Genomic DNA, 12,788 nt, shown 5'->3' with positions numbered 1-12,788 from the left:
CGACGACGTCATGCGCTACACCGACTGGCACGCGGGCCAGCACCGGGCGATGCGCCTGGCGCGCGACGGGGAGCACATGCGGCTTCAGGCCTGCCTTCTGGCGGGCGACGATGCCGCGGCAGCCTGGCTGCGCCCGCTGCTGCAGGACGACCTGCCCGTTGAAAGCCATGGCCGGCTGCTGCTGGCCCCGGGGGCGACACCGCCAGCAGGCCTCGCCTCCCGCGGCAAGCAGGTCTGCACCTGCTTCAACGTGAGCGAGACCGACATCGAGGCCACCCTGCCCCACTGTGCAGGCACCGACGACGCCCGTCTGGCCGCGCTGCAAGGCAAGCTGAAGTGCGGCACGAACTGCGGCTCGTGCATCCCCGCCCTGCGCAAGCTGATCAAGCTGCACCCGGCGCTGGAAGCCGCAGCGTGATCAGCGGCATGGCCGCCCGGGGCGACGCTCCGGCCTCTGGGGCCGGATAATCCCGCGGGTCTGGCCTGACCAGATCACGCAACCGGACCCCTACAGCGCATGAGCATCGCGGCATACATCAAGGAAATCGGGCGGGGCAAGGACGGCGCCCGCCCCCTCACGTTCGAGCAGGCGCAGGACCTGTTGAGCCAGGTGCTGGACGGACAGGTCACCGACCTGGAGGTCGGCGCCTTCTGCCTGGCCATGCGCATCAAAGGCGAAACGCCCGAAGAGCTGGATGGCTTCGTGCAGGCCACGCTGGCCCGCTGTGTGCCGCTGGCACCGGCTGTGGCGCAGGTACCCGCCCTGATCGGCACCGTCGTGCTGCCCTCGTACAACGGGGCCCGCAAGCTGCCCAACCTGACGGCCTTGCTGGCCGCGTTGCTGGCGCGGCGGGGTGTGGGCGTGCTGGTGCATGGGCCGGCCTCCGACCCCACCCGCGTCACCACCGCGCAGGTCTGGCAGGCACTCGGCTGGCCGGTGGTGCAGGACGCCGCCACGCTGGCTGCGGCGTGGCAAGCGGGGCAAGCCGCCTTCATCGCCACCGACACGCTGTGCCCCGCCCTGGCTCGCCTGCTGGCGGTGCGCTGGACGATCGGCCTGCGCAACCCGGGCCACACGGTGGCCAAGCTGCTGGACCCGTTTGCCGGCGCCGGGCAGCCTGCCATGCGGGTGGTCAACCACACGCATCCGGAGTACGCCCATTCGCTGACGGGCTTTCTGACGCGCGTGCAGGCCCATGCCCTGCTGATGCGCGGTACCGAAGGCGAGCCGGTGGCCGATGCGCGCCGCCAGCCGCGCTTCGAGGTGTTCCTGAACGGTCAGCGGGACGAAGCCCTCTCGCGCTTGCCGCAGGAGGGCGTGCTCACGGCCTTGCCGGAACTGCCCGAGGGCCGGGCGGCCGACCTGACTGCCGACCATGTGCGTGCCGTGCTGGCCGGCACCAGCGTGCTGCCCGACGCGATCGCGGCCCAGGTGGATTGCCTGGTGGCTGCACTGGGCAGACAGCGCAAAGGCTGAGGCCGGCTGGGATTCAGCCGGCGGTGGCGCGCGGGCCGGGGCGCCCCAGCCACAACACCCCCACCAACACGACCAGCGTGCCGGCCATCAGCCGCAGCGACACGGGCTCGTCCAGCCAGATGGAAGCCATCCAGATCGTGGAGAGCGGCCCCACCATGCCGATCTGTGACGCGGTCGGTGCGCCCAGCAGTGCCACGCCACGCATCACCATCCACATCGGCAGCACCGTACAGACGGTGGCGTTGACCAACGACAGCAGGTAGACATCGGTCGGCAGCCCGGACAGCCGCCCCAGCACACCGCCGCTGCCCAGCCACACGGCCAGCCACTGCACCAGCGTGACGACACAGGCCACCGACGAAGCCAGGCCGATCAGCCGCGCCGAGCCCACACGGGCCACCAGGCGCCCGCTGCCGATCAGGTACACGGCATAGGCCACCGCGCTCAGAAAGACCAGGCCACTGCCCAGGCCCACCGCCTGCCATGGCAACAGGGAGGTGGCCGACGCGGCCACCACATGGGCCAGATCCAGGTCATGCCCGAAAACCAGCATCACGCCGGCATAGGCCAGCACCATGGCCACCACCTGAGGCGCCCTGACGCGCTGCTGGAACCACAGCGCCGACAGCAACAGCACGACCGCGGGATTCAGGTAGAGGATGGCGCGCTCGAGCCCGGCGCTGATGTACTGCAGGCCGAGGAAGTCCAGCGTGCTGGCCATGTAGTAGCCGCAAAAACCGAGGCCCGCGATCTGCCAGCGCTCGCGGGACGACAGGGGCGCAACGGGCTCGACACCGGGGCGGCGGCGCATTGTCCACCAGGCGATGCCCAGGAACAGCGGCAGGGCCATGGCCATGCGCAGACCGATCACCGCGAACGCGTCGGCGCCGGTGCGGTACATGAGCTTGGCCAGAATGGCCTTGCCGGAAAAGGCGATGGCGCCAGCCAGGGCGAAGGCCAGGCCCTGGAGGCGGCGCGTATCGGTCGGTTCAGCGATGAGGGGGGCGGGGTTCATCCGCACACCTTAGCGGATGCGCAGCGCCCCGGGGCCCGGCTGAATCGGGAACCGCTGGTGAAACCGCGCCCACCGCCGGTGAGCCCAGCCGCTCCCACTCGGCCATGGCCAGTTGCACCTGCTCGTGCCGCACCACCCCGAAGCCCTTGATGCGTTCGGCCACTTTCAGCTGGCTCAACGCCTGATCCAGGGTCTCCGGCGTCAGCGTGGCCACGCAGTGGTCGACCAAGGACTCGTAGCGGGCGAGCACGGCTCGGTCCTCGCGCCGGTCGGCGGTCCAGCCCATCGGGTCATACCAGCGCCCGCGCAGGCCCTTGAGGCGTGCCACGCCGGCCATCAGCCATTGCCAGCCCGCGCCGAAGGCGTGCTTGGCCGGGCGCCACACCCCATTCACCAAGCGCCCCCCGCCCAGCTTGCCCAACCAGGGCGGCGCCAGGTGCCACACCACGCGGTAGTCCCCTTCGAACTGCGCGGCCAGTTGCTTGCGGAAGGACTCGGCCGTCAACAGGCGGGCCACCTCGTACTCGTCCTTGTAGGCCATGAGCCGGGCCAGCTGGTGCGCGGCCACACGCGTGAGCTTCTGGCTGCCGAATGCAGCTTCGGCCTGCCGCAGCGCCTCGATGCGTGCCACATAGCGCGCTGCATAGGCGTCGTCCTGATACTCGCGCAGCCAGGCTGCATGGCGGCTCAGCACGGTGTCCAGGGGCTCGGAGTCCGGGCGGCGGCCCTCGGCCCATTGCACGGTGCGCGTGGGCGCCATCATGCGGGCCACACCGACCGGGTCGTGAGCCACCCGCCGCCCCCATTCGAACGCGGCCAGGTTCTTGTCCACCTGCACGCCGTTGAGCTCGATGGCACGCCGCAAGGTCGCGCCCTGCAGCGGCACCCAGCCCATCTGCCAGGCCAGGCCCAGCATCAGCGGGTTGGCGTAGATGGCGTCACCCAGCACGCGCTCGGCCAGCTGCACGGCGTCCACCTTGCGCGTTCTTCCAGCGCCCACGGCCCGCTCGATCTGGCTTTCGCACGCGGCGCCGGGGAACTGCCAGCCCGGGTCCTGCATCAACGACGCCGTCGGGGTGTGGTGGGTGTTGAGCGCCACGTGCGTGCGGCCCTCGCACAGCACGGTCTGCGTCTGGGCGTGGGCGGCCACGATGGGGTCACACGCGATCAGCAGGCCGGCCTCGGCCATGCCAACCCGGGTGGTGTGGATGTCCTGCGGGTCGTCGGCGATCTGCACGTGGCTCCAGGTGGCGCCGCCCTTCTGAGCCAGCCCGGCGGCCTCCTGGGTGATGACACCCTTGCCCTCCATGTGGGCCGCGATGCCCAGCAACTGGCCGATGGTGATGACGCCGGTGCCGCCGATGCCGGCCACCACCATGCCCCAGGCCCGAGGCGCAGCCGGCACATCGGGCTCGGGCAGCGGGGGCAGGCTCGTCAGATCCGGCAGGCCAGCCTGGGGGGAAGCCGAGCGCAGACGCCCTCCCTCCACCGTGACCAGGCTGGGGCACAGCCCGTTCAGACACGAGAAGTCCTGGTTGCAGCTGCTCTGGTTGATGCGGCGCTTGCGGCCCAGCGGCGTGTCGACCGGCTCCACGCTCAGGCAGTTGGATTGCACGGCGCAGTCGCCGCAGCCCTCGCACACGGCCTCGTTGATCACCACGCGACGGGCCACTTCGGGCAGCTTGCCGCGCTTGCGACGACGGCGCTTTTCGGTGGCGCAGGTCTGCTCGTAGACGATGGCGGTACAGCCCTTCACCGTGCGCAGTTCGCGCTGCAGCGCCTCGAGCTCGTCGCGATGGTGCACCGTCACCCCCGCGGCCAGGTCCGGCGTGCGGGCATGGCGAGCCGGCGCGTCGCTCACGACGACGATGCGGCGCACGCCCTCGGCCTGCAGCTCGCGCGTGAGCGCTGCGACGCTGAGCTGCCCGTCCAGCGGCTGGCCACCTGTCATGGCCACGGCATCGTTCACCAGGATTTTGTAGGTCACGTTCACCCCGGCCGCCACCGACTGCCGGATCGCCAGCAGACCGGAATGAAAGTAAGTGCCGTCACCCAGGTTCACGAACACATGGGGCTCGTCGGTGAACGGCGCCTGCCCCACCCAGCCCACGCCCTCGCCGCCCATCTGCGTGACCATGCTGGTCTGCCGGTTCATCCACAGCGCCATGTAATGGCAGCCGATACCGGCCATGGCGCGCGAGCCCTGCGGCACCCGGGTGGAAGTGTTGTGCGGACAGCCGCTGCAGAACCACGGCGGGCGCTCGGCGGAAGCGCCCTGCTGCTGCAAGGCCAGTTCCTTGGCCTCGATCACCTGCAGGCGCTCGGCCATGCGGGCACGCAAAGCGGGGTCGAGCCCGTCCAGCAGCCCCAGTCGCTCGATGCGCTGCGCCACAGCCCGCGCGATCAATGCCGGGTTCAGGTCGGCCTTTCCCCGCAGCAACCAGCGTGAAGCCGGGTTGGCCACCGACCATTCCCCACCGGTGAAATCGCCCTCGGGCTCGCTGAACTTGCCCAGCACGTTGGGTCGCACGTCTTCGCGCCAGTTGTAGAGCTGCTCCTTGATCTGGTATTCGATGACCTGGCGCTTTTCTTCCACCACCAGGATCTCCTGCAAGCCGGTGGCAAAGGACCGTGTGATGCTGGCCTCCAGCGGCCAGACCACCGCCACCTTGTGCACGCGCAGGCCGATGCGGGCGCAAGCCTCGTCGTCCAGCCCCAGGTCGAACAAGGCCTGGCGCAGGTCGTTGTAGGCCTTGCCGCTGGCGATCAGGCCCAGGCGGGCATGCGGGCTGTCGATGACCGTGCGGTTGAGCTGATTGGCCCGCACATAGGCCAGCGCCGCGTACCACTTGTGGTCCATCAGCCGGGCTTCCTGCTCCAGGGGCGTGTCCGGCAGGCGGATGTGCACGCCCCCTGCGGGCATGGTGAAGTCCTCCGGCAGCAGGATGCGCACGCGGTCTGGGTCGACCTCCACCGTGGTGGACGACTCGACCACCTCCTGAATCGTCTTGAGCGCCGTCCACACGCCGGCATAGCGGCTCATCGCGAAGGCATGCAGGCCCAGATCGAGGATCTCCTGAACGCTACTCGGGAAGAACACCGGGAAGCCGCAGGCCTTGAAGACGTGGTCGCTCTGGTGCGCCACGGACGAGCTCTTGGCCACATGGTCATCGCCCGCCACGGCCACCACCCCGCCCAGCGGCGCCGTGCCCGCCATGTTGGCATGCTTGAACACGTCCACGCTGCGGTCCACGCCCGGCCCCTTGCCGTACCAGATGCCGAACACGCCGTCGACCTTGTGCGGGCCGGGCCCGAGCCGCAGCTGCTGCGTGCCCCAGACCGCGGTGGCGGCCAGCTCTTCGTTCACGCCGGGCTGGAAGACGATGCCGTGGGCCTGCAGGTGGGCACGCGCCTGCCACAGGGCCTGGTCGTAGCCACCCAGGGGCGAGCCCCGGTAGCCGCTGATGAAGCCCGCTGTGCGCAGGCCGGCCTGGGTGTCGCGGGTGTGCTGGAGGATGGGGAGGCGCACCAGCGCCTGGATGCCGCTCATGAACGCGGGGCCGCGTTCCAGCGTGTACTTGTCGTCGAGCGACAGGGTCGACAGTGCACGCAGCACGTCGGCCGGCAGCGGTGCGTTCATCGCAGGCCTCCTGGGTGAGGAAGGACATCAGCGGGTCGGCCACCTTGTGGGCGGCCACCCCGGACGAAAACCGGGCAGACGCGTCCAGTGTAGGCCGCACGCCCGCTGGGAAACTCAGCACTTACACCGATGCAGGGCGGGACCGGAAGGCCTGGCGCAGCGCGCACAGCTCTTAGACCGCACACCCCACCGCCCTTTACCGGATGGGCGACACTGCCATGCGCGTGCCCCGCGGGGCGCGGCTGCCGTCCTTCACGTCCTTTTTCACCCGACACACCACCATGCAATACCGTCCGCTGGGCCGCACCGGCCTGAAGGTCAGCGCCATCGCGCTGGGCACCATGACCTGGGGCGAACAGAACACCGAAGCCGAGGCGCACGCACAGATGGATGCCGCACTCGACGCCGGTGTCAATTTCGTCGACACGGCCGAGATGTATCCGGTGCCGCCCCGCGCCGAAACCCAGGGGCGCACCGAGCAGTACATCGGAACCTGGCTGAAGAAGACCGGCCGCCGCAATGACATCGTGCTGGCGACCAAGGCCACGGGTCCAAGCCGCCAGGCGGGGCGTCCTTCGCATGTGCGCGGCGGCCAGCTCAACTTCACGCGGGCCAACCTGGAAGAGGCCGTCAACCAGAGCCTGAAACGGCTGCAGACCGACCACATCGACCTGTATCAGCTGCACTGGCCCGACCGCACCGCGCCGATCTTCGGACAACGCAGCTATGTGCACAGGCCGGACGAAGACACCGTGCCGATCGAGGAGACGCTCGAGGCGCTCCAAGGCCTGATCCAGGCGGGCAAGATCCGGCACTTCGGGGTGTCGAACGAGACACCGTGGGGCCTGAGCCGCTTCCTGACGCTGGCCGACTACAAGGGCCTGCCGCGCGCCGCCAGCATCCAGAACGTCTACAGCCTGGTGAACCGGCATTTCGAGCTGGGGCTGTCCGAGATCGCGCTGCGCGAGGAATGCGGGCTGCTGGCCTATTCCCCGCTGGCCTTCGGCGTGCTGACCGGCAAGTACCTGAACGGTGCCAAACCCGAGGGGGCCCGCCTGACGCTGTTCGACCGCTTCACGCGCTACAACGACCCCAACATCGAAGCCGCCGCGGCCGCGTATGTGGCCCTGTTCCGCGAACACGGGCTGGATCCGGCCCAGGCCGCGCTGGCCTACGTCAACAGCCGGGATTTCGTGACCGCCAACATCATCGGTGCGACCACGATGGCGCAGTTGCAGAGCAACATCGCAAGCATCGACCTGGTCCTGCCCCCCGAGGTGCTGGAAGGCATCGAACGCATCCAGGCGCGTTGGCCGAACCCGAGCGCCTGATCGGAGCCGGCGTTCAGCAGCCGGCCGGGGGCTTGCGTCCCAGTCCCAGCCGCTCGGGCGAAAGGTAGGCCTGGCGATACTGTTCGAACGGCATGGTGTCCGCCGCTTCGATGCGGGCCTGTTCGGCCAGCGAGGCCTGGGCTTCGGCCGTCAGCGCCTCGGCCAGTTCGGCAGACAGCGGCTCGGCCAGCAGCGCGGCCTGGGCCTGGGCGGACAAGGTCGACATCAAGGCAACGTGGTCGCCGCCTGCGTCGGCCATGGCCTGGAGCACGCGGGCCGATGGCAGCGTGTCCGGCTGGGCCAGCTGACTCAGGGCGGCCTGCAACACGCGTTGATGCGCGTTGCCGCCGTGCACGGCATCCAGGCGCTGCGCGATCGGCTCGCAGGCCTGCAACACCTCGGCGGCCCAGTCCATCAGCGGGATCTGCTCGTCGCCCCGGGTCAGACACAGGCCGGGCTCGCGCCCGCGTGAGGCCGTGAGCTGCTGGTTGCGGCCCAGCGCAGCAATCTCCTGCGGCGTGTCGGGCGGGCTGTCGCTCAACAGGCAGTGCAGCAGGAAGAGGTCGAGCAGGCGCATGGTGTCGGCGTCGATGCCGACCGGCAGGAAGGGATTGAGGTCCATGCAGCGCACCTCGACATACTCGACCCCCCGCTCGCGCAGCGCATGCAGCGGACGCTCGCCCGGGAAGATCACGCGCTTGGGCCGGATGGCACTGTAGAACTCGTTCTCGATCTGCAGCAACGAGGTGCTGAGCTGACGGTAGCCTCCGCGCCCATCATGGATGCCGATCGCTTCGTAGGCGGGATAGGGCCGCACCAGCGCGTCGTGCAGCGAGGCGGTGTAGCGGTCCAGGCAGTTGTAGCTCACGCACAGGGCGCTCTGCGCGTCGCTCTGGTAGCCCAGCCGGCCCATGCGCAGCGACGTGGCATACGGCAGGCCATGGGTGTGCGCGCCCAACGGCTGCAGGCCATGGTCCAGCCCCTCCACAAAGGCCGATGGCACCGCGGGTGACGCCCCGAACAGCGTCAGCAGCACAAAGGCGTGCCGCCGGAAGTTGCGGATCAGCGCAAAGTACGCGTCGCTGTCGAGGCCCGGGAAGGACCAGTTGTAGTGGATGCCGGAAATCGTCTGCATGCGCGGGCCGTAGCGGTGCGCGAGGCCGATCCGGTAGACCGTCTTGGCCAGCCCCACATTCGACGTGCCGTACTGGCCGATGGGAATCTCGGCGTCGGCAGGCAGCACGCTGGGCATGCTGGCAGACCACATGAGCTCGCCCGCGGGCTGCAGGGCCCGGTGCACGAAGCGGTGCACCTCAGCCAACTGCGCCACGCAGTCTTCCGCCGAGGGATGCACACCGGTCACAAGCTCGAGCTGGGATTCGCTGAAGTCGGTCGTGATGTGCGGATGCGTCAGCGCGGAGCCCAGCGCCGCGGGATGCGGCGTGTGAACCAGCTGCCCCTGAAGATCGGTGCGCAGGCCTTCTTTCTCGACGCCGCGACGCATGCCCTGCAATTGGGCATCGGTCAGGTTCTTCAGGCGGTCCGTCAGGCTGGACAAAAGCGGTCTCCTCAGGTCATCCGGGCCCGCGAAGGTACCAGAAGCCGGTGAACCCTGCTTGGCAGGCCGCGCCGCGCCCTTGCGCGCGATCAGGAACCCTCAGCGCGGCGCCACGATGGCCGCCAGCGCGTCCAGGAGGGCTGACACCTGTTCGGGCGTGCCCACCGTGATCCGCAGGAAATCGGCGATGCGCGGCTTGTTGAACTGCCGCACAAGGATGCGCCGCTGCCGCAGCGCCGCCAGCAAGGCCGGCCCGGTGTGCCCCGGATGCCGTGCGAACACGAAGTTGGCCTGTGAAGGCAGGACCTCGAAGCCCAGGTCACGCAGCCCCTGGCTCAGGATGCCGCGTGCGCCCATCACCTGCCGGCGCGTGTGCTCGAACCAGGCCTCGTCCTGCAACGCGGCCACCGCACCGGCCTGGGCCAGACGGTCGAGCGGGTAAGAGTTGAAACAGCCCTTGATGCGCTCGAGCGCCTCGATGAGTTCGGGCTGTCCCATGGCAAAACCCACCCGCAAGCCCGCCAGCGCACGCGACTTCGACAAGGTCTGCACCACGAGCACATTCGGGTACTCGGCGATCAGCGACACGGCCGATTCGGCACCGAAGTCGACATAGGCCTCGTCCACCACCAGCACGGATTGCGGATTGGCGTCCAGCACGGCCCGGATGCCGTCCAGCGACAGCGCACGGCCCGTCGGCGCATTGGGGTTGGCCAGCACGATGCCGCCGTTGGGCTGACGGTAATCGGCCGGGTCGACCGAAAAATCGTCCTTCAGCGGCACAGGCTGCAAGGCGATGTCGAACAGCTGGGCATAGACCGGATAGAAGCTGTAGCCGACGTCGGGCGTCAGCACGGGCCGATCGTGTTTCAGCAGGGCGCGGAAGACGTGCGCCAGCACCTCGTCCGAGCCGTTGCCGACGAAAACGTGGGCCGGCGTCAGGCCGTGCCGCTCGGCCAGCACGGTCTTGAGCTCGCGGGCATCCGGGTCGGGATACAGCCTGAGCGCATCGGTGGCCGCCGCCTGGATGGCGGCAATGGCCCGGGGTGACGGCCCATGGGGATGCTCATTGGTATTGAGCTTGATCAGGCCGGGGATCTGGGGCTGCTCGCCCGGTGTGTAGGGGCTGAGCTCGGCCACACCGGTGCTCCAGAACGGAGAGGCGCCGGGCATGCGGGAGAGGGCTGCGGTCATGGCGAGACGGATCGGTCCAATCCCACATGATAGGCCCGCATGGAAGGGAATCGTCTGCGACAATCTCGCCTCTGACGCCCTCGCCTGCCCTCCGGAGTTCCGCTTGATCGTTCGCCCCCGTCCCAACTGGCTGCGCATGCTCTTTGTCTGGCGCGGTTCCATCATCATGCGGATCCTGCCCCAGCTGCTGGTGGTCACGGCCATCTCGATCGCGGTGGTCACGTTCCATGGCGAGCTGCTGCACTGGAAGGTCACGCTGACCACGGTTCCGTTTTCGCTGGTGGGCGTGGCGCTCGCCATCTTTTTGGGCTTTCGCAACAGCGCCAGCTACGACCGCTACTGGGAGGCGCGCAAGCTGTGGGGCAAGCTGCTGGTCGACAGCCGGGGCTTCACGCGCCAGTTGATCACCACGGGCGTGAAGGACCCGCTGCCGCTGGCGCGCGCCGTGGCAGGCTTCGTGCATGCCACGCGTCACCACCTGCGTCGCACCGATGCGCAAGCCGACATGACGCGCTTGCTGCCGGCCGCCTTGTGCGCGCGGCTGGAGGGACGTCGTACACCGGCCATGCAGATCCTCGCGTGGCTGGCAGAACAGGTAGCGGAACGGCATCGACTCGGGCAGATCGACAGCGTGCAGGCCATGGCCCTGGACCACAGCCTGGGCGGGCTCAATGACGCCTTCGGTGGCTGCGAGCGGATCGCGTTCACGCCCCTGCCCTTCACCTACTCGGTGATCCTGCACCGCACGGTCTACCTGTATTGCCTGATGCTGCCCTTCGGCCTGCTGGACGCCATCGGCTTCATGACCCCGCTGATGGTGGCCTTCGTGGCCTACACCTTCTTCGCCATCGAAGCCCTGAGCGACGAGATCGAGGACCCCTTCGGCCTGGAGCCCAACGACCTGCCGATCCATGCGCTGTCCAACGGCATCGAGGCTTCGGTGCTCGAGCTGCTGGGCGAGACCGACCTGCCGCCGGTGATCGAGCCCATCGACCACGTGCTGCGCTGACGCGCAAGCGCATCAGGCTGCCAGTTTGCTCAGCGCCGCGCGTGTGGTGCGCTTGACCTCGTACATGGCCTGGTCCGCGCGATCCAGCAGTTCCTCGACGGTGGTTTCGGCACCAGGCGAGTAAATCTGCATCCCGATGCTGGCCGAGACAGGAATGTCATGGCCATCGAGCTCCAGCGGCGCGCTCAGGCGCTCGTCCAGCAACGTGATCAGCTCTTCATCGACCATCGGGGTCTAGAGCCCCTCGAACAGCACGATGAACTCGTCACCAGCCAGACGCGCGACCATGTCGGTGTCGCGCACGCTGGCCTGCAACCGTGTGGCGAAGGCGCACAGCACGCGGTCACCCATTTCATGGCCCAGCGTGTCATTGATCTGCTTGAAGCCGTCCAGGTCCAGGAAGATCACGGCCATGTGCTGCTCGCTGCGGTCGGCGCGGGCCATGGCCTTCGGCATCTCCGTCAGCAGCTCGCGGCGGTTGGGCAGACCGGTCAAGGGGTCGCGGCGGGCCTGTTCTTCCAGCGAACGCTGCAGCGCCACACGCTCGGAGATGTCGTGCAGGAAGGCGCAGTACAGCGTCCGTCCTTCGCATGGAACGGCGCCCAGGCTCACCTCCACCGGCAAGGTGCGGCCCTCGCGGCTCACGGCCGTCAGTTCGACACGGCGGTTCACCTGCCCGCTGCCCTCGACCCCGAGCGCGGTGCGAGACAGGCTCATCTGGTGAGCGCCCCGCATCTCATCCGGGATGATGGTGTGGTGGATGGGCAGGCCGAGGGCCTCCTCGCGGGTCCAGCCAAACAGCTGCTCGGCCTTCTGGTTCCACTCGCAGATGATGCCCCGCTCGTCGATGGCGATGTAGGCATCGTTGGCATGCTCGAGCACCGCGCGCATCTGGGCCTCGCTGGCGAGCAAGGCCGCCGTGCTGGCCTGCAGCGCCCGCGTGCGCTCGGCCACCTTATCTTCCAGGGTGAGCCGCAGGGCATGCAGCGCCAGCTCGGCCTCCTTGCGAGCCTGGATGTTCTCCACCACGGCGATGAAATGACTGGGATGCCCGGCATCGTCACGGGCCAGGGACACCCGGATGTTGACCCAGACCACATGCCCATCCGCGTGCCGGTAGCGCTTTTCCAGCGTGTAGGTCTCACGCTGCCCTCGCAACAGCTCAGAGACCAAAGCGAGATCCGCATCCAGGTCTTCCGGTACCGTGATGTCCTGAAAGGTCAGGTGAAGCAACGCGGACGGTGCATAGCCGACGATGTCTGCCAGCGCTTCGTTGACCTGGAGCCAGCGCCCGTCCAGCCCCACCAGCGCCATGCCCACCGCCGCATGCTCGAACACACAACGGAAGCGTTCCCGCGTGTGCGCCAGCGCCGCCCGCGTTGCGCGCGATGTGTCATGGGCGTCCCGCATGGCCTCGCGCAGATGCAGTTCGCGGTTGACCAGGGCAGCCAGATCACGCAGGGTGTCGCGATCTTCTGCAGAAAAGGCCCGAGGCCGGGTGTCGATCACGCACAACGATCCCAGCTGCACCCCTTCGATGGACGTCAGGGGCACGCCGGCATAG

Annotated in this window: 8 protein-coding genes and 1 pseudogene; 4 read left to right on the top strand and 5 right to left on the bottom strand. The window is 68.7% G+C overall.

The genetic code is table 11. The annotated features are described in order from the left end of the window. Together QZ709_RS17715 and ybiB are read left to right on the top strand one after the other, a co-directional pair. Positions 1 to 418 (top strand): (2Fe-2S)-binding protein (locus QZ709_RS17715; protein WP_294638788.1); only part of this gene is annotated, 418 nt, incomplete at its 5' end. 99 nt (positions 419 to 517) lie between these two features. Beyond that, a complete protein-coding gene (gene ybiB, locus QZ709_RS17710; RefSeq protein WP_294638787.1) occupies positions 518 to 1,477 on the top strand; it encodes a DNA-binding protein YbiB in 960 nt (319 codons plus the stop codon). Between the two features lie 13 nt (positions 1,478 to 1,490). On the opposite strand, the gene QZ709_RS17705 is transcribed toward ybiB, so the two are convergent. Next, entirely contained in the window at positions 1,491 to 2,492 is a 1,002-nt protein-coding gene (locus QZ709_RS17705; RefSeq protein WP_294638786.1) for a DMT family transporter, read from the bottom strand. Continuing rightward, on the bottom strand, positions 2,467 to 6,132 hold the full coding sequence (locus tag QZ709_RS17700) for an indolepyruvate ferredoxin oxidoreductase family protein (protein WP_294638785.1): 3,666 nt from the start codon (positions 6,130 to 6,132) through the stop codon (positions 2,467 to 2,469). The genes QZ709_RS17705 and QZ709_RS17700 overlap by 26 nt, the downstream gene beginning before the upstream one ends. A 281-nt stretch (positions 6,133 to 6,413) precedes the next feature. Here QZ709_RS17700 and QZ709_RS17695 point away from each other — a divergent pair, with 281 nt between their 5' ends. After that, positions 6,414 to 7,463, top strand: coding sequence for an NADP(H)-dependent aldo-keto reductase (locus QZ709_RS17695; RefSeq protein WP_294638784.1), 1,050 nt, complete (start codon positions 6,414 to 6,416; stop codon positions 7,461 to 7,463). A gap of 13 nt (positions 7,464 to 7,476) precedes the next feature. On the opposite strand, the gene gshA is transcribed toward QZ709_RS17695, so the two are convergent. Together gshA and hisC are read right to left on the bottom strand one after the other, a co-directional pair. After that, on the bottom strand, positions 7,477 to 9,021 hold the full coding sequence (gene gshA, locus QZ709_RS17690; protein ID WP_294638782.1) for a glutamate--cysteine ligase: 1,545 nt from the start codon (positions 9,019 to 9,021) through the stop codon (positions 7,477 to 7,479). Positions 9,022 to 9,120: 99 nt separating this feature from the next. Next, positions 9,121 to 10,194 (bottom strand): histidinol-phosphate transaminase, encoded by a 1,074-nt coding sequence (hisC, locus tag QZ709_RS17685; protein ID WP_294638789.1) that lies wholly within the window; start codon positions 10,192 to 10,194, stop codon positions 9,121 to 9,123. Positions 10,195 to 10,318: 124 nt separating this feature from the next. Here hisC and QZ709_RS17680 point away from each other — a divergent pair, with 124 nt between their 5' ends. Further along, on the top strand, positions 10,319 to 11,224 hold the full coding sequence (locus tag QZ709_RS17680; protein ID WP_294638781.1) for a bestrophin family protein: 906 nt from the start codon (positions 10,319 to 10,321) through the stop codon (positions 11,222 to 11,224). A gap of 12 nt (positions 11,225 to 11,236) precedes the next feature. On the opposite strand, the pseudogene QZ709_RS17675 reads toward QZ709_RS17680, so the two are convergent. Further along, positions 11,237 to 12,538, bottom strand: a pseudogene (locus tag QZ709_RS17675) (PAS domain S-box protein). Between the last annotated feature and the right edge of the window lie 250 nt (positions 12,539 to 12,788).

The sequence above is a fragment of the uncultured Aquabacterium sp. genome, assembly GCF_913773725.1.
Classification (GTDB): Bacteria; Pseudomonadota; Gammaproteobacteria; order Burkholderiales; family Burkholderiaceae_C; genus Aquabacterium.
This window is presented reverse-complemented; position numbering and strand designations above follow the sequence as displayed.